Here is a 16,563-nt window from a genome sequence, read left to right on the forward strand (position 1 = left end):
ATCCGGCGGTCGCAGGCCGCGTACTGATGCGAATTGTTATGGCGAACCTGCACTTAATGATTAGCGAAAAGAACTAAAAGCAAGCCAATTGCGCCTGGCAATGCCTGCACAAATAGAATTTTCCGGTTTGCTGTTGCTGCACCGTAGATTCCGGCCACAACAACGCACGCCAAAAAATATAACTTGAAATCGTATCCTGCCGCACCTTGAAAGATACCAACCAAAAGACCGACTGCAATAAAACCGTTATAAAGACCTTGATTCGATGCCAAAACTTTTGTCGTTGCGGCTTGCTCTTTGGAATGACCAAAGACTTTAAGGCCCATCGGCTTATCCCAAAGAAACATCTCCAATATCAAGAAATATCCGTGGAGCAAAGCTACCAATAACACTACCAAATCAGTAATCATTGCCATGTGCACTTACCTACTTTTGAGACATAATTGAGCTTATGTAGCCATCAAAATTAACTCTACCCCATTGATTCTTCAGGTGGCAAAGAAAATTTCGGCAGCACACCCAAGATTCGGGTGCTTGCGCGTTTTGCTCAACTCGACAACGCTGTATATAAGCACACATTTTGTAGGGAGCGGCCCCTATGAAACTGATGGAGCGGGTGAAGGCTACCCTCAGAGTCAAACGCTATACGGATTCAATATCTCGACCTGCCCCACTGATCACCATTGTCCATATCGGGGGAAGCTACTCAGGAACGATCAGAATGTAGCTTCCCACCTTTGGCCCAATGCTCATCATCAAAATTTTGCAGGAAGATTGTTACTGCTTCAGGGCTGGTTCCATATGCTTCTGAAAATGCTTCGGTTATACGCTTAACTAAGAGCTCACGTTGCTCTTTAGTCCTGCCTGGAGACTGCTGAACGGTTACGATTGGCATATAGATCTCCTAATAAAATCAAAGATATATATAGGTTTAAATGAGGCACCCTGAGCAACCTTATTCAACCTGACGGCTCTTCCACTGAAGTTCTATCAACTATATCTTGACTCTACTCCACTCTTTCACAACCAAGCAAAGCCTAATTCGGCAGTATCAACCTTCCCCTTGCATTTCCCCCACCCGCCTCCTGCACTCCACCAACAAAAAGCTTGACGGGGTGCCGGTGATATCAGGCTGAGATCGCGCAAGGTGAGCATTTTGCTGCCAAGCGCTGATCCCGCTAAACCTGATCCGGCTAATGCACTGCCTGTGCAGACACCGGAGTAGGGGGTTAAATATCACAGTCAACGCATTCTTATATCTTGTCTGTTACGCCTCAAGGTGATGCCCTTCCAGGCTTCGACAAAGCGCTGCCAACCTGTCGACCGCCTGCATCAACACTTCATCCGGCACTGTCAGCGCCAGCCGAATTAGAGATGTAGCACTCTCGCCAAAGGAAGCGCCCGGCATCACCGCCACACCCTGCTCTTCGAGAAGGCGCCAAGCGAAGGCCTCGCCGTCCATACCTGTTTTGGAGATATCGATCATCAGGAACATGCCGCCCTGGGGCAGGCTTGAAGACAGCATGGGGATTTGGCTGATGGCTTCGTGCAGTAGTTTGGCGCGACGTCCCAGCGCTTCGCGCAGACGCTCGGCGGTATCGAAATGCTGGCGCAGGGCTACCTCGGTCATGTCAGCGATAAATGGCTGGTTGCCAAACAACATGGTTTCAGAGATGGGCAGCAAGCGGCGCGAGAACTCCACCGGCCCAATTGACCAACCACTACGGAAACCAGTTGCCGCATGGCTCTTGGAGATCGATGACACCACCACGGTTCGCTCTCGTAGGCTGTCGATTTCCAGCGGTGAGACAAAATCACCGTCGAAAATCAACGCTTCATAAACCTCATCACAGAGAATCCACAAATCGTGCTTGATACACAGCTCGCCCAGCTGCACCAAGGTCTTACGATCCAACACCGCGCCGGTAGGATTGTGCGGAGTATTGAGCATTAGCACCCGACTTTCCGGAGTAATAGCGTCGGCCAGATCATCGGGCTGCATGATAAAACTATTCGCCATACGCAGCGGTACCGGTTGTAAATGCGCACCTGCCGCGCGAATAACCCCTTCATAGGTGGCATAGTACGGGTCGCCACTCAACACACCATCGCCTTCACCGACCAGTGCCAGAATGACAGCGAACAATGCAGTTTGGGTGCCGGGAAAACACAGCACGTTCTCTTCGCTGATAGAAGGAAGGCGTGGTGCATAGGTGTCGATAAGCGCATCGACCAATCCCGGTTCACCACGCCCGTTAGAATAGCGCGTTCGCCCCGCCCGCAAAGCATTGATGCAGTGTTCGACAAGAGCCGGATCTGTGGTGATATCCGGCTCACCGATGCTCAGTTCAATGACCTCTTTGCCTTTGGCTTGATGCGCTCTGGCGGCATTGTGCACCGCCCATTTGTCACCGCCAAGTTCATAAAGACGGTCGGTAATCGCTGCGTAGCGCATGAATAAATCCCTATTGTGTTGCGGGTTGAGAAGACGATTTGTCGACAGCGACATACTGCATCAGTGTGTTATTGGGCAGCGCTAGAATGCCTTCGGCGGCGCTCAACGCGATCTTAGGTAGCAACGCTGTGTCATATAGGCCGTGACCCAGCCCCCCTTCAAGCCACAGGCCATCAATCAGCGCATTCAGCGCAATAGCGTAGTGTTTACAGGTAACGGGGTCTGCCGGACGCTCCAGCGCTAAAAGTACCGGATGGATCAATGTTTCCAGCAAAGCCAGGAATTCTCGATAGCTTTCGCGGTGGATATCGGAATATTCCGGCTCGGTTCGCACGCGACCAATGAAGGTTGCCCACAGTGCGACCTTTCGAGACGACAGGTTCGGCGAGGTTACGTTAGCGACGATAAAGCGTGCCAAGCGCCGCTCTGGCACTTCGCCCGCTTGCTCAGAAGATTCCTCGGCTTCACCCGTCAGTTGGCCAATCAGGTAGGCATAAGCAGCACTCACCATGGCATCTTTAGAGCCGAAGTAATGCCTAATCAGCCCAGCCGTTACCCCTGCACGTTCGGCCACACGACGCGCGCTGGCACCATTCATTCCGTGCTCAGCAATACAGTGCAGCGTGGCTTCGAGTAAGCTGCGCCGCCGTGCATCCATAGACCAGCGCTGAAATGATTTCCTACTCATAATTCCCTTCGTTTCCGCTAAGAAACATCCGCCTAGGCATTTAATGCCACGTAAATTACTTCACAGGATCTACTTCGCATTGTTTCCAGCACATAAGTTAAGCAACTGAATAACCTTGTGAGATCAATACAAAACCTGCCTCAACAGTCGATCACCAACAGCAATCGACTCACCTTTCGTTGAACATTGATGCTTTGAATCTGACCGTACTTGGCTTACAGTTATACTGTCGTATAACAAGGAACTAATTGCAAGCGCCTGCTAAATGATGAAGATGTTTCCCCTCCGGGAGGCAGATGGGCGCCCCCAGAGACGAGACAATCAATGGCAAACGTACCTGCAATAGAGATCCGTGATCTTCACAAACAATTTGGCTCTCTCAAGGTCCTCAAGGGCATCTCCCTGACCGCATGCCAAGGCGATATCGTCGCCATCATTGGTGGATCAGGCTCGGGAAAGTCCACACTACTTCGCTGCATTAATCTGCTGGAGCGCCCGACCTCGGGCGAGATAGCTATCCAGGGTGAACCCTATCGCATGAAGGACGCCCGCCATGGCGGTCTTGAAATCGCAGACCGTCGCCAGGTTCAGCGTATTCGCGCTCACCTCGGCATGGTTTTCCAGAACTTCAACCTGTGGCCACACCGTACGGTTCTGGAAAACGTGATCGAGGTGCCTATTCATGTGTTGGGCATGAAGCGCGACGAGGCCATTCATCGCGCTGAGGAACTACTCAACCGAGTGGGACTTGGCAGCAAGAAAGACATATATCCGGCCGTCATGTCCGGCGGGCAACAGCAGCGCGCAGCGATTGCTCGCGTGTTGGCCGTCGACCCGCTGGCCATGCTGTTCGATGAGCCCACATCAGCACTCGACCCGGAGCTGGTCGGCGAAGTGCTATCCGTGATTCGTGACCTAGCAGCCGAGCATCGCACCATGCTGCTGGTGACTCACGAGATGGCGTTTGCGCGTGATGTGGCCACACATGTGGTGTTCCTGCGAGAGGGCATAATCGAAGAACAGGGCCCTCCTGATCAGATTTTTGGTGACCCTCGCTCACCACATTTGAAGCAATTCATCAGTTCGGTGGCCTGACCGCCACCGATATCCCACCACTCCTGCAGACAATCTGGAAGACAACCCCGAAAACAACAGAGGTAATCCCCATGTTCAAGACATTCACTGCTACCGCCGGCCTTATCGGCCTGAGCATTTTCGCTGCCCCTGTGTTGGCAGATAGCTACAAGATCGGGCTATCCGCAGAGCCTTATCCTCCCTTTTATGCACCAGATGCCAGTGGCAACTGGTCAGGCTGGGAAATCGATTTCATCGAGGAGCTGTGTGACCGCCTGGATGCCAAGTGCGAGATCAAGCCAGTGGCCTGGGAAGGCATCATTCCGGCCCTGAAAACCGGCAAGATTGACATGATCATCGGTTCAATGTCGATCACCCCTGAACGTGCCGAACAAATCGCTTTCTCGAATAAGTATTACTCCAGCCCCACCGGCATCCTGGCACGCAAGTCCACTGACATAGAGCCTACTCCCGAAGGCCTGGAAGGCGCCTACCTGGGCATTCAGTCGGGCACCAACCAAGAGCAGTATGCACGCAAGCATTTCGCGGATAGCGCCACCCTTAATGTCTATCAAACCCTCAACGAAGAGCTACAGGATCTGGTCGCTGGCCGTATTGATGCCATCGTCGCCGACACCCTGGCGGTACAGACCTTTATCAACTCTGAGACCGGCCAATCCTGCTGCGAATACCGCGGCGAGGTGGCCAGCGACCCTGAACTCATGAGCGAAGGCATGGGAGTAGGCCTGCGCCAGAGTGATACCGAACTTCGCGAACGGGTCAATTCAGCCATCGACGCGATGCGCGCCGATAGCACCTATGAAGAAATTAGCGCCCCTTACTTCGACTTTGATATCTACGGCAGCTAATCCCCACCAGCAAAGGCCGCCCACCCAGGCGGCCTTTGCTTTCCAATTTCACAAGGACAAGCCACTATGACGACTGTCTTCGATTTAAGCTTGTTGGCCTATGAGCCTCCCGGCTGGGGCAAGGTGTTGCTCGTCGGGTTCATGCGCTCGATCCAGCTGGCGGCGGGTGGCTATTTGCTGGGTATCCTGATCGGCATCGCAGGTGCCGCTGGCAAACTGTACGGCAACAAGGTCGTTCGCGACCTGTTTGAAATCTACACTGTGGTCATTCGTGCCGTGCCCGAATTGGTGCTGATGCTGCTGTTCTACTATGTTGGCACCGATCTTTTAAGCCGTGCTTCAACCGCCATGGGGTTTGGCAGCGTCGATATCGACGGCCTGACCGCCGGGATTCTGGTAATAGGCTTGGTACAGGGCGGCTATGCGACCGAAGTCTTTCGCGGGGCCATTCTCGCCGTCCCCCGCGGGCAGACCGAGGCGGCCCACGCCTTTGGCATGTCGCCCGCCCAGGTGCTGCGTCGGGTCACGCTGCCAGCAATGACACCACATGCCCTGCCCGGCATGGCCAACCTGTGGATGATTGCCACTAAAGACACCGCCCTGCTTGCCGTCATCGGCTTCAGCGAGCTCACACTGGTCACCCGGCAGGCCGCTGGCGCTACGCAGCATTACATTATGTTCTTTCTGGCCGCGGGCGTGCTGTATCTGGCGCTAACGCTGATATCAAACGTGGCCTTGCGCCGCTTCGAACGCTACGCACGGCGTGGTCTTGTCTCTACACGCTGAACTCAAGGAATGCCTGTGTCTGACCCTCAAACTCTGGCGTCGCTTACCCGACCGTCGCGAACGCCCATGTTAACCAAACTGCCGGGCCTACTTGAGCCTCACCGTATTATCCTGCTTTTGATATTCATCGTCGGTCTGGTGGCCGCGATTCAACTGATGGACTGGAGCTGGCTACCCCGCTACTTGCCCAAGCTCTGGGAAGGCCTGCAGATGACTTTGATCATGCTGGTATCCAGCGTGGTGGTGGGCTTTCTGATTGCTTTGCCTTTAGGGCTTGCGCAAGTCAAAGGAGCGTGGCCGCTGCGATGGCTAGCCACCGGCTTCTGCACCGTCATCCGTGGCACGCCACTGCTACTGCAGCTATGGCTGTTCTATTTCGGGCTAGGAGCGCTGTTCGGCCAGTTCCCGGAAATTCGCGACTCCTGGGCCTGGGACTACCTGCGCCAGGCCTGGCCCTATGGTTTCATTGCCCTCACGGTGTCATTTGCCGCCTATCAGGGTGAGGTTATGCGCGGTGCCTTTGCCGGTGTACCGCATGGCGAGCTGGAAGCCGCCAAGGCTTTCGGCATGTCGCGTCGCAAGGTTTTTAGCCGTGTCTGGTTTCCGCGTGCTGTTCATCGTGCTCTACCAACGCTGACGGGCGAGATCATCCTGCAACTGAAATCCACACCGCTGGTTGCCACCATCACCGTGATGGACTTGTATGCCGTCATCACCCAGGTACGCCAGACCACTTACCTGACTTACGAACCGTTACTCTTCCTGGTCGCCGTCTACCTCTGCCTGAGCGGCGTCTTGATCGTTGGGCTGCGCTGGCTGGAAAACCGCGTACCACAACACTAATGGTCACGGGCCTGTGCGAGCATCACGTTTATCAACGCTAATTCAGGACGTGGCACAACCAAAAAGGGGCCGTCCAGTGGCCCCCTTTTGCTTGTGTAGATATTCGTATAGTTCTGATACTGGCTTGCTTGCCGTGCTGGCAACCGCGCCAATTTAGTCTTTGTAGCTTGGATCCAGCGCCTCAAGCGTGCGCAGGTGCGCGGCCCATTCGAGTTCAAGATCGCCGTCTTCATGAATAGTCTGGTCGTATTGGCGCGCCACGTGCCGCGCCACCTCTTCTGGCACCAGCCGTAAGGGCTGGCCAGTAGACTGCGCCGCCACCTGTAGCTCACAGGCACGCTCAAGATAAAACATATTGTTGAACATCTCTGCAGCCGACGCACCGGTCGTCAGCAGGCCATGGTTACGCAACACCAGCGCCGGGTTGTCGCCAAGGCTTGCCACTATTCGCTCACGCTCAGCCAGATCCAGGGCAATGCCTTCATAATCGTGGTAAGACACCCGTTCGTGAAACTGCAGCGCAATCTGGTTAAGCCGTGTTTCAAGGCCCGACTCCAGCGACGACACCGCCACGCCAGCGCGCGTGTGGGTATGCATCACCCAGGCCGCATGGTGGCTAGCAGTATGAATCGCGGAATGGATGGTGAAACCAGCCGGATTCACTTGTTCTGGGCTGTTATCAATCTTATGGCCATCAACGTCAATCTTCACCAGCGAAGAAGCCGTAATCTCCTCCCAACGCCAACCGTAAGGGTTGATCAGGAAACGTCCCTTCTCACCAGGCACCCGCGCGGTAATATGAGTGTAGATCAGATCCGTCATGCGATAGTGGGCGGCCAGACGATAGCAGGCTGCCAGCGCGATGCGGGTTTCTTGTTCGGCGTTGCTCGTCGTGGTGCGTTGAGACTTATCGAGACTCATCAGGTGTTCCTTTGCAGCAAAGTGATTGTCATGCAACGTGGTTAGCGTTTACGTCAGTAACCGCGCGCCCGATCAACGCCCATGGCAAGCGGCTGCCCATCGCGAAGGGCGCGGGCGGTGTCGACAACCTGCCCTGCGACCACCTCTGGCAACGAATCACTGGCAATGTGTGGTGTGATGCGCAGGCACTCATGCTGCCAGAAGGGATGATCCGCAGGCAGCGGCTCTGCACGGAACACATCCAGGCTCGCCCCACCCAAATGGCCGTGTTCGAGCGCTAGGAGAAGATCGTCCTCGACCAAGTGCTCACCCCGACCGATCTGCACCAACCAAGCGTCTTTGGCGAGCTTCGCGAACAGCGCCTTGTTAAGCACGTTTTCAGTGGTAGCCGTCAGTGGCAGCACATTGATCAGATAATCGGCGCCATCCGCTGCCGCCATGACAGCCCCGTCACCTGTCAGATAGGTCACGCCTTCAACCGGCGCTTGTGGCTCGCTGCGGCAGGCTACGTGTACAGAAAAGCCAAGCGCGGCCACCGCTTTCACCACGGCGCGCCCCATGGTGCCGTGTCCCAGCACCGCCACCTTTCTTGATGCTGGCGCGCGCATCGTCAATGGCGCCCAATGCGCCTTGGCAGCATTTTGCTCCAGGGTGGTGAACTCACGCTCACGATGGAGCACCTCATGCGCGGCAAAACCCGCCATCAAGTCGGCCTGATGTGGATCCCGCACCCGGGCGATATGTACTTCATCGCTCAGGCCAGGATGCGCCAGCAGGGCATCAACACCGGCACCGATAGACATCGCCAGCTCAAGATTAGGATAGCTCTCGAAAGCCTTGTCATTGGGCAACCAGCAGATCGCAAAACGCACATCTTCGGGGTTATCGATCTCATGGGGATGGCGCAGGACGACATCACTCGCTTCATCGCGCAAGGCGTTACCATAAATGGCATCAAGGTCGAGCGAATCACTGAGATAGACGCCTAAAATCGAGTTCGTGTTGGTCATGCAACTTCCTACGGTTCACATTCGAAATAGCAGTGGCTGTAAAACAGCCACTTGTTACTCAACTGTATAATAATTCACGTACCGATGCCATGAAACGCCATTACAGCACCTAAACTCTCATCGCTGTAATGATGCTAATAAATTGTTTCCCGATAACTTTCCATGTCATACACCCTTGCATCTCCCTCACCCGCCTCCTACACTCCACCAACGAACAGCTTGACGGGGTGCCGGTGAAATCCGGCTGAGATGGCGCAGGGCGTAGCAATTAATGCTGCCGAGCGCTGATCCCGCAGAACCTGATCCGGCTAATGCGCTGCTACTTACACAAGTTCGCAGCGAGGGTACCGGCGTAGGGATCAAGCGATGGCCACGGCTGCTCTCTCACGATCGCACGCCGCCCTTCTGCGCCACTCCCTCGATCTTTTTCGCCCGCCCTCCGGATCATTACCACCGGAGGAGTCATGGGCTACCGCTTTACTGATCTCACTACCGCTTGCCAGAAAGATTGGCGCGCCTATATTGAGCACGATTTTGTGCGCCAGCTAGGCACCGCCACGCTGCCCGGGGCGTCGTTTCGCCACTATTTAAAGCAGGACTACCTGTTTTTGATTCACTTCGCCCGCGCCTATGCGCTGGCTGCCTACAAAAGCCCCACCCTCGCCGATCTTCGCCAAGCCCATGAAGGCTTGAAAGCCATTGTGGATGTGGAGCTGGGCCTGCACGTGGGCTTTTGTCAGGAGTGGGGGATTTCCGAGCAAGAACTGGAGGAGCTTCCCGAAGCCAGAGCGACGCTTGCCTACACCCGCTATGTGTTAGATACCGGCAACCGCGGCGACCTGCTGGATTTGCACGTGGCGTTGGCCCCCTGCCTGGTGGGCTACGGCGAAATCGCCAACTGGCTAAACGCCCAGCCTTCCACCCTGCGCGGCGCGCAAAACCCTTACGACGCCTGGATAGCCATGTACGAAGGCGAGGAGTTTCAGGCCGCCATGCAGGCGGAGCTTGAATGGCTGAATATCCGCCTTGCCGACATTACCCCCGCCCGCTTTGCCGAACTGAGCAAGATCTTCCGCGACGCCACCCGCCTGGAAATCGACTTCTGGCAGATGGGCCTAGAGCTGATAGACCAAGACCTCACCCACTAATTCAGCAAAACAACACAAGGAAACAACCGTAATGACTAAGACCGTAACAAGCAAAACCAGCCACTTTTTAGCCGAAACCGCCCAGGTCGATGCCGCCGCCATTGCGCCGCTGCCCGGCTCACGTAAGGTATATATCGAAGGTTCGCGCCCGGATATCCGTGTGCCGTTCCGGGAAATTTCACTGTCGCCGACCAAAACCACCGGCATTGATGAAGAGAACCCGCCACTGCTGGTGTACGACACTTCAGGCCCCTATAGCGATCCGGATGCTAACAATGACCTGCGCCGCGGTCTGCCGGAACTACGCCGAGCCTGGATTGAAGAGCGTGACGATACCGAATTTCTATCAGGCCCCACGTCTGATTACGGCAACCGCCGCGCCAACGACCCGACGCTTGCCCAGCTGCGCTTTGATCTAACCCGCACACCACGCCGAGCAAAACCGGGCAAGAACGTGACCCAGCTGCACTACGCCCGCCAGGGCATTATCACCCCGGAAATGGAGTTTATCGCCTTGCGCGAAAACCAGCGCCGTCAAGCGCTAGGTACCGCTGAAGTAGAGCGCATTCTGGGCCATCAGCACAAAGGCCAGAGCTTTGGCGCCAGCCTGCCGGAAGAAATCACCCCTGAGTTTGTGCGTGATGAAGTCGCCAGAGGGCGGGCGATTATTCCCAATAACATCAACCACCCAGAAAGCGAGCCGATGATTATTGGCCGTAATTTCCTGGTCAAAATTAACGGTAATCTGGGTAACTCAGCGGTGACTTCTTCTATCGAAGAGGAGGTGGATAAGATGACCTGGGGCATCCGCTGGGGCGCGGACACCATTATGGATCTCTCCACTGGGCAGAACATCCACGAAACCCGCGAGTGGATTTTGCGCAACTCTCCGGTGCCGATTGGCACAGTGCCTATCTATCAGGCGCTGGAAAAGGTCAAAGGCGTGGCCGAAGACCTCACCTGGGAAGTCTTCCGCGATACGCTGATCGAGCAGGCCGAACAGGGCGTGGACTACTTCACCATTCACGCGGGCGTACTGCTGCGCTATGTACCGCTCACCGCCAAGCGGGTCACCGGCATTGTCAGCCGCGGCGGCTCGATCATGGCCAAATGGTGTTTGTACCATCACCAGGAGAGCTTCTTGTACACCCACTTCGAGGAGATCTGCGAGATCTGCAAGCAGTACGATGTGGCGTTCTCCCTCGGTGATGGCCTGCGTCCTGGCTCAGTGGCCGATGCCAATGACGAAGCACAGATGGCGGAGCTAAAAACCTTGGGCGAGCTGACCCATATTGCCTGGAAGCACGATGTGCAGGTGATGATCGAAGGCCCCGGCCACGTGCCCATGCACCTGGTGAAAGAGAACATGGATAAGCAGTTGGAATACTGCGACGAAGCGCCCTTCTATACCTTAGGCCCGCTGGTAACCGATATAGCCCCCGGCTACGACCACATTACCTCGGGCATTGGGGCGGCGATGATCGGCTGGTTTGGCTGCGCCATGCTCTGCTACGTCACCCCCAAAGAGCACCTGGGCCTGCCCAATAAAGACGACGTCAAAACCGGCATCATTACCTACAAGATTGCTGCCCACGCGGCGGATCTCGCCAAGGGCCACCCTGCAGCACAGCGGCGGGATAATGCACTCTCTAAGGCGCGCTTCGAGTTCCGCTGGGAAGACCAGTTCAACCTGGGGCTAGACCCGGATACTGCTCGGGAGTACCACGACGAAACCCTGCCCAAAGACTCCGCCAAGGTGGCGCACTTCTGCTCCATGTGCGGACCAAAGTTCTGCTCCATGAAGATCAGCCAGGAGGTGCGCGATTACGCCAACGAACATGGCCTAAACGGCGATCAGGAAGCGGTGATGAAAGGCATGGAAGAGCAGGCAGAGAAGTTCCGCAACAAAGGCAGTGAGCTGTATCAGGAAGTTTAAAATAGCGACTTACTGAACAGCGTCGCAACTATATGTGGCCCTTGAGTCTTAGAAAAACTCAAGGGCCACTTTACATATCTACTTGCAACGGGTCAGACACTGCATGTTTTTCTGGCTTTGCAATTCCTTATAGAGTTCCCGTTCAACGACCTCAACTGTTGCCGCGATCAGGCTTCTAAGTACAAATAACCATTTACTGAATTTTCTCTAAAAGTATTTATCGCTCAAGTAGATTAATTATACATTGCTCGTGTATGATTCTCATTTGCGCAGCGCTCTGTTACGGCGTTCTATTTAAAACCAACACCATTCAAAGAACCGATTCCAGATGAAAACCAAACTTTCCTTGGCGGTAACCGCGGCTCTGCTCAGCGCAGGCTTATTAACCGGCTGCAGCGATGATAACGAACCAACAGCCGCAGGCACACAGGAGGAAGCGCCGAAAAATAATGCAGCTCTCATGCTGAAATATATTCCGGCTGACTCTCCCTACTTCATGGCAACACGTGAAGCAATGCCTGAACAAGATGCTTTTGATCGTTATCAACGCATGCAACCCAAGGCTAGCATTGAGTCTAGTCTGGATGAGCTACGCGAGACACTGCCCGAGATAGACGATGAAGTGATGCATTCGTTGATGACGGTATTGATCGCCATGAGTGAAGAACTGGTCGATGTTGAAACACTGGACGATGTCCATGCGCTAGGCCTGAAAATGAACCCTCAGGCCGCCCTCTATGGGTTGGGTGTCTTGCCTGTTTTACGCATGCAACTGCAGGATGAAGATGCCTTCCGCGAAACGCTGCAACGCATTTTGACCAAAGCAGACATTAACCTGAGCACGGCCACCACCAACGACACCGAATACTGGGTGCTGACGCCTGAGGGGCCCGTCAAGGCGATTCTAGCCATTGACGACCAGCAACTGCTGGTGTCTGTGGTACCACAGAATGCTAGTGACGAGCTGCTAGCACAAGTGCTGGGCAACACCCTGCCCGACAGCAGCATCGGTGATACCGATGCACTGGCAGAGCTTGAAAAGCGCCATGGCTTTACACCTTACGGCGCGGGGAAAATCGACTCCTCACGCCTACTTAATGAGCTGAGCACCCCCACTCACTCAGGTACTCAGGCACTGATGGAAGCGGTTGATGCCGAGCAATTGGATTTATCCGCCTGCCAGGCAGATATCGACCGTATCACGAACCGCTTCCCTGGCCTTGTAATGGGCTCGCGCGAGAACGATCTTGACCGCATGGAAATGAACCTGATTCTAGAAACCGATGAGGATATTGTCAGCGACCTGCGCACTCTGACGACTCAGGTGCCGGGCCTAGGTAGCACAGAAGGTATGGCCAGCTATGGCTTAGGTCTGAACATGCCGCTGTTGGTTCAGACCGTTCAGAAATATGCTCAGGAAGTGCGCCAGAACCCCTTCAGCTGTGATGAACTACAAGATCTGAACAGCTCCTGGAATGAGATCAACATGGCGATTAACAACCCGATCACCATGATGATTGGTCAGTCACTATCTGGCTTCAGAGCTCGTATCAACAGTCTGACAATGACAGACGGCGAACCTACCATGACGGGGCTCCTGACGCTTGCTTCACAAAATCCTCTTTCCCTGCTTTCTGCCGCAAGCTCTTTCGCGCCGGAGTTAGGGACTCTAGGGCTTGAACCCGGCGGGGAAGCCAAGCAAGTCGAGAGCATGATGCTGCCCCCTGAGGCACCGGAACTCTACGCCGCCATGTCTGACACGGCTATTGTACTGGGCGCTGGTATCAGTGATTCGGCGACACTGCAGAAAGAGCTGGAAGCCCCTGCCTCAGAGCGCAATCTGCTTGTTCATGGACACATAACAGGCGAGTTCTACCATTCACTGGCCGACTTTGTGGAACAGATACCATCAGATGATTTGTCAGCGTCCGATATTGATATGCTCAAGCAATATGGTGACATCTACAAAAACATGGAGTACTGGTTCAGAGTAGATGACGCTGGCGTGGAAATGAGTTTATCGCTGGAATTAAACTAAGATCAGGCCGCTTCAATAATGCGAAAAACCTGCTAGTGGGTTAGCGGTTTTTTCGTTTGAGCAAGACAACTGTTTAAAACCACTTAAACGCCAACAGGGGGCCGAAGCCCCCTGTTGGTATCAGTGTTACATAACTAGCGCTGTTTTTTCTGGCTCTCCTTGGCGTCGCCTTTGCCTTTTTGCAGTTCGCCTTTAGCCTGCTGGGCCTTACCTTTGGCTTCAGTTTTAGCGCTTCCTGTTGCCTTGCCCGCGGCTTCTTTCACTTTTCCCGCTGCTTTGTTGGCCGTTCCTTTCGCTTTATCTTCTTTACCAGTTGCCATGACGAACACCTCTAATCCGTTAGTAGGGAAACACATCAAATCACACGTCGACACATTCATCAGAGTAGCCTTTATTAAAAAAGTTGCGCTAATTAATTTAGGCCGGGTTGTTGGCGGGTAACCGCGTTGGTGCCCAGCGGTTCAACACGAAGTGCAGGGAAGCCATAGCCAGAAGCGTAAGAACCAGTGCCACACTCATGGAAGAGAAGCGATAGAGCGCGCTATACACCAGATCCTGCTGCGGGCCTAACGACTGGCCAAACAGAATCCCCAGAGTGGTCAGTCCACCAAAGCCAATCCCTGAACCGCCCCCTTCATGGATATGCTCCCGAGCGAAAAGCATTAACCCCAGCCAGTAGAGCAACACCACCAGCAGGAAATGGTGGCTCTGTGTATATAAGAATAACTGCATTAATAGAGCCAAGTTGCACCCTAGTAGGGTTCCTATGGCTCGCTTACCGGCTGATACTTTCGCTCCAGAGTACCCCAGCGTAAACAGCACCAGGATGGTCGCCATCTGCGCAGAGAGCGACCCTTGCAAGTCGAACATCTGAAACACTACAAATGAGAGCGTGGCGGTTAATCCACCGATTAAAGTTTCATGGCGAATTTGCGAGGGTGTTTTGGTAACCCTGGGCGGCGGTTTGCGGGCTTCCACGTCGGGAAACAGCGTATGCATCAGCATGGCAATAAACACCGCCAAACCACTGGCGACGAGATTACAGGCCAGTAAATCGCTCAAGTCCACATTGGGGTAGCTGGCGAAGTGAAGCAGAATGCTGAGCGTCAGAACACCGTTGGCGCCAAACAGAAACAGCGGCCCTTTCGCCATCAGGTTAAAGCGAAACAGAAAAATGCCCATCACCACCAGGGTCATCACCACCGGTATATGTTTGAGTAACCCCACCACCAGGCTGACTTCAAGCACGTTAAGCGATACGTTGGCTAAAAACTGGCGAATAATATGGCCATTCAGAATCGGCACCATGCCCAGCAAGAACATCGGGAAAACAGTAAAAAACACCCCGTAGTTCCAGCCCATTAGCTGGCTGACCACAAACCCCAGCGTGCCACCACCGGCCACCCGCAAGCACTGACGCAGGCCGTTTTGGGTTAACACCGGGCGAGCAGTTCCCTTGGCATTAGCCCGGTCACGCTTCCCCCACCAACCTTTAAACGGGGTCAACAACAGGCGCTTAATATACGGGCTCTTAATAAACATAGTGCAACCAGCTGATCAGATGTGCCTGTAACCATACAAATGGTTTGGTCAAAGCAGCATCTCCTGGCTGAAGCTGCACCGTGGCGCGGGCGCCGCTGGGTAATAAATTCGCGATTGGCTGAGTTAGCACCAGGTGTACACGCATCCGCTGGGCATCGCGTATCCAGCGATCGGTGGTGGGAATATCAGCCAGTTGACCATCGGCAGCCAACTGTCCTTCACGAACACCGGCATCCATGGCGAGCACTTGCGCATCAAATACCTGGCCTGGCCAAGCATCAAACACTATTTGCGCTGCGTCACCAGGTGCCGCATGGCGCAGGCTCTTTTCGCGAAAATCGGCAATGACATCTATCGCATCCGCCACTACTGCTACCGCTGGCTGCCCCGCCTGAACGTAGTCGCCTACATCTAGCTGCAGGTTGGAAACACTTCCGGCTTGCGCGGCGCGCACCTGGGTATGAGCAAGATCCAACTGCGCCTTGGAAAGCGCATTGTCTGCTTGGCGCAAACGCAGATTCGTCTCACCGGCCTCGCCCAGTTGCACTTCCAGGCTGACGATTTTAGCCCTGGCTGCCGCCACACTGGCCTGTGCGGTACGCTCAGCAGCCACCTGCTGTTCGTACTGTTGGCGCGATACGCTCTGCTGCGCCACAAGGGTTTCAGCACGCTGAAGTTCTCCCCGACGCTCGGCAGCCGTTGCCTCAGCGGATGCCAGCTCCGCTTGGGCAGAGGTAAGCTCTGCTTCCAACCGGGCATTCTCCCGCTTGGCCTGTTCGCGATTAAGCTGCGCCTGCTCAACGGCTAATCGAAACGGCGCCGGGTCAATCTGAAACAGCACATCGCCTTTTGCTACATGCTGGTGATTACTGACCAGCACCTCACTCACTGGGCCGCTGAGTTCGGGCGCTATTCGCGTGACCGGCCGCATCACCCTCGCCTCCGGCGTCATAGGCATAAAGCTATCGGCCACCAGAAAATAGATAAAAAGCAGTACAAAGGTAGCAAGGGCTACCCTCACCCATCGGGCAAATATTTGATCGGGGGTCATGCAGAGCTCACTTGTTAGCCACCAGGAAACCACCTGGCCAGCGCCTCTCAACGGGCGCGCATCGTGTAGGGAATCACATAGGGGACTTTAGTCTAACAATCAATTAGCGCGCTAACAATATATCTATGTCTATCTACTGCTACATAAACGCTCTCTACAAGCCTATAAACAAAAACCCCATGGCATAAAGGCCATGGGGTTT

Annotated in this window: 16 protein-coding genes and 1 riboswitch; of the genes, 7 read left to right on the forward strand and 9 right to left on the reverse strand. The window is 54.6% G+C overall.

Features of this window, described 5'->3' with window-relative positions; genetic code table 11:
* Positions 1-53: 53 nt before the first annotated feature.
* The 4 genes from AC4EYZ_RS05570 to AC4EYZ_RS05585 all read right to left on the reverse strand — a co-directional run bounded on the left by AC4EYZ_RS05570 (position 54) and on the right by AC4EYZ_RS05585 (position 3,143).
* Positions 54-416: a DUF1304 domain-containing protein gene (locus AC4EYZ_RS05570; RefSeq protein ID WP_027959862.1), complete on the reverse strand. Its 363-nt coding sequence runs from the start codon at positions 414-416 to the stop codon at positions 54-56.
* 290 nt (positions 417-706) lie between these two features.
* The gene (gene thmT / locus AC4EYZ_RS05575; RefSeq protein WP_022520619.1) at positions 707-895 is read right to left on the reverse strand and encodes a 2-hydroxymuconate tautomerase; all 189 of its coding nucleotides are present in this window, start codon (positions 893-895) and stop codon (positions 707-709) included.
* Between the two features lie 372 nt (positions 896-1,267).
* Positions 1,268-2,455 (reverse strand): pyridoxal phosphate-dependent aminotransferase, encoded by a 1,188-nt coding sequence (locus tag AC4EYZ_RS05580; RefSeq protein WP_039859267.1) that lies wholly within the window; start codon positions 2,453-2,455, stop codon positions 1,268-1,270.
* 10 nt (positions 2,456-2,465) lie between these two features.
* A complete protein-coding gene (locus tag AC4EYZ_RS05585) occupies positions 2,466-3,143 on the reverse strand; it encodes a TetR family transcriptional regulator C-terminal domain-containing protein (protein ID WP_022520621.1) in 678 nt (225 codons plus the stop codon).
* Between the two features lie 324 nt (positions 3,144-3,467).
* Between AC4EYZ_RS05585 and AC4EYZ_RS05590 the strand changes: the two genes are divergently transcribed.
* The 4 genes from AC4EYZ_RS05590 to AC4EYZ_RS05605 all read left to right on the forward strand — a co-directional run bounded on the left by AC4EYZ_RS05590 (position 3,468) and on the right by AC4EYZ_RS05605 (position 6,715).
* Positions 3,468-4,238, forward strand: coding sequence for an ABC transporter ATP-binding protein (locus AC4EYZ_RS05590; RefSeq protein ID WP_039859266.1), 771 nt, complete (start codon positions 3,468-3,470; stop codon positions 4,236-4,238).
* A gap of 71 nt (positions 4,239-4,309) precedes the next feature.
* Positions 4,310-5,086: a transporter substrate-binding domain-containing protein gene (locus AC4EYZ_RS05595; RefSeq protein ID WP_009287214.1), complete on the forward strand. Its 777-nt coding sequence runs from the start codon at positions 4,310-4,312 to the stop codon at positions 5,084-5,086.
* 66 nt (positions 5,087-5,152) lie between these two features.
* Positions 5,153-5,872, forward strand: coding sequence for an ABC transporter permease (locus AC4EYZ_RS05600; RefSeq protein WP_027959867.1), 720 nt, complete (start codon positions 5,153-5,155; stop codon positions 5,870-5,872).
* Positions 5,873-5,881: 9 nt separating this feature from the next.
* Positions 5,882-6,715: an ABC transporter permease gene (locus tag AC4EYZ_RS05605; RefSeq protein ID WP_009287212.1), complete on the forward strand. Its 834-nt coding sequence runs from the start codon at positions 5,882-5,884 to the stop codon at positions 6,713-6,715.
* Between the two features lie 153 nt (positions 6,716-6,868).
* Here the strand turns inward: AC4EYZ_RS05605 and AC4EYZ_RS05610 are convergent, their stop codons facing one another.
* Positions 6,869-7,636, reverse strand: coding sequence for a class II aldolase/adducin family protein (locus AC4EYZ_RS05610; protein WP_022520626.1), 768 nt, complete (start codon positions 7,634-7,636; stop codon positions 6,869-6,871).
* Between the two features lie 53 nt (positions 7,637-7,689).
* Positions 7,690-8,646: an NAD(P)-dependent oxidoreductase gene (locus tag AC4EYZ_RS05615; protein ID WP_027959869.1), complete on the reverse strand. Its 957-nt coding sequence runs from the start codon at positions 8,644-8,646 to the stop codon at positions 7,690-7,692.
* Positions 8,647-8,859: 213 nt separating this feature from the next.
* Positions 8,860-9,022, forward strand: a riboswitch (TPP riboswitch).
* Between the two features lie 88 nt (positions 9,023-9,110).
* Here AC4EYZ_RS05615 and tenA point away from each other — a divergent pair.
* The 3 genes from tenA to AC4EYZ_RS05630 all read left to right on the forward strand — a co-directional run bounded on the left by tenA (position 9,111) and on the right by AC4EYZ_RS05630 (position 13,768).
* A complete protein-coding gene (gene tenA / locus AC4EYZ_RS05620; protein ID WP_009287211.1) occupies positions 9,111-9,794 on the forward strand; it encodes a thiaminase II in 684 nt (227 codons plus the stop codon).
* A 31-nt stretch (positions 9,795-9,825) separates the two neighbouring features.
* Positions 9,826-11,730 carry a phosphomethylpyrimidine synthase ThiC gene (gene thiC, locus AC4EYZ_RS05625; RefSeq protein ID WP_009287210.1) on the forward strand — a complete coding sequence of 635 codons (1,905 nt, stop codon included), beginning with the start codon at positions 9,826-9,828 and terminating at the stop codon, positions 11,728-11,730.
* 328 nt (positions 11,731-12,058) lie between these two features.
* On the forward strand, positions 12,059-13,768 hold the full coding sequence (locus AC4EYZ_RS05630) for a hypothetical protein (RefSeq protein WP_474191192.1): 1,710 nt from the start codon (positions 12,059-12,061) through the stop codon (positions 13,766-13,768).
* 134 nt (positions 13,769-13,902) lie between these two features.
* On the opposite strand, the gene AC4EYZ_RS05635 is transcribed toward AC4EYZ_RS05630, so the two are convergent.
* The 3 genes from AC4EYZ_RS05635 to AC4EYZ_RS05645 are packed head-to-tail and all read right to left on the reverse strand — an operon-like array spanning position 13,903 to position 16,361.
* A complete protein-coding gene (locus AC4EYZ_RS05635; protein ID WP_022520629.1) occupies positions 13,903-14,148 on the reverse strand; it encodes a CsbD family protein in 246 nt (81 codons plus the stop codon).
* A gap of 37 nt (positions 14,149-14,185) precedes the next feature.
* Positions 14,186-15,310, reverse strand: a complete 1,125-nt coding sequence (locus tag AC4EYZ_RS05640; RefSeq protein ID WP_400668603.1) for a DUF2955 domain-containing protein — start codon at positions 15,308-15,310, stop codon at positions 14,186-14,188.
* Positions 15,300-16,361 carry an HlyD family secretion protein gene (locus AC4EYZ_RS05645; RefSeq protein WP_474191193.1) on the reverse strand — a complete coding sequence of 354 codons (1,062 nt, stop codon included), beginning with the start codon at positions 16,359-16,361 and terminating at the stop codon, positions 15,300-15,302. The genes AC4EYZ_RS05640 and AC4EYZ_RS05645 overlap by 11 nt, the downstream gene beginning before the upstream one ends.
* Between the last annotated feature and the right edge of the window lie 202 nt (positions 16,362-16,563).

The organism is Vreelandella sp. 162(4c) (assembly GCF_058152265.1).

Bases quoted from the DNA above. Each gene is read 5' to 3' on its own strand.
- AC4EYZ_RS05570 (WP_027959862.1), bottom strand. From the start codon at position 416: ATGGCAATGATTACTGATTTGGTAGTGTTATTGGTAGCTTTGCTCCAC.
- thmT (WP_022520619.1), bottom strand. From the start codon at position 895: ATGCCAATCGTAACCGTTCAGCAGTCTCCAGGCAGGACTAAAGAGCAA.
- AC4EYZ_RS05580 (WP_039859267.1), bottom strand. From the start codon at position 2,455: ATGCGCTACGCAGCGATTACCGACCGTCTTTATGAACTTGGCGGTGAC.
- AC4EYZ_RS05585 (WP_022520621.1), bottom strand. From the start codon at position 3,143: ATGAGTAGGAAATCATTTCAGCGCTGGTCTATGGATGCACGGCGGCGC.
- AC4EYZ_RS05590 (WP_039859266.1), top strand. From the start codon at position 3,468: ATGGCAAACGTACCTGCAATAGAGATCCGTGATCTTCACAAACAATTT.
- AC4EYZ_RS05595 (WP_009287214.1), top strand. From the start codon at position 4,310: ATGTTCAAGACATTCACTGCTACCGCCGGCCTTATCGGCCTGAGCATT.
- AC4EYZ_RS05600 (WP_027959867.1), top strand. From the start codon at position 5,153: ATGACGACTGTCTTCGATTTAAGCTTGTTGGCCTATGAGCCTCCCGGC.
- AC4EYZ_RS05605 (WP_009287212.1), top strand. From the start codon at position 5,882: ATGCCTGTGTCTGACCCTCAAACTCTGGCGTCGCTTACCCGACCGTCG.
- AC4EYZ_RS05610 (WP_022520626.1), bottom strand. From the start codon at position 7,636: ATGAGTCTCGATAAGTCTCAACGCACCACGACGAGCAACGCCGAACAA.
- AC4EYZ_RS05615 (WP_027959869.1), bottom strand. From the start codon at position 8,646: ATGACCAACACGAACTCGATTTTAGGCGTCTATCTCAGTGATTCGCTC.
- tenA (WP_009287211.1), top strand. From the start codon at position 9,111: ATGGGCTACCGCTTTACTGATCTCACTACCGCTTGCCAGAAAGATTGG.
- thiC (WP_009287210.1), top strand. From the start codon at position 9,826: ATGACTAAGACCGTAACAAGCAAAACCAGCCACTTTTTAGCCGAAACC.
- AC4EYZ_RS05630 (WP_474191192.1), top strand. From the start codon at position 12,059: ATGAAAACCAAACTTTCCTTGGCGGTAACCGCGGCTCTGCTCAGCGCA.
- AC4EYZ_RS05635 (WP_022520629.1), bottom strand. From the start codon at position 14,148: ATGAATGTGTCGACGTGTGATTTGATGTGTTTCCCTACTAACGGATTA.
- AC4EYZ_RS05640 (WP_400668603.1), bottom strand. From the start codon at position 15,310: ATGTTTATTAAGAGCCCGTATATTAAGCGCCTGTTGTTGACCCCGTTT.
- AC4EYZ_RS05645 (WP_474191193.1), bottom strand. From the start codon at position 16,361: ATGACCCCCGATCAAATATTTGCCCGATGGGTGAGGGTAGCCCTTGCT.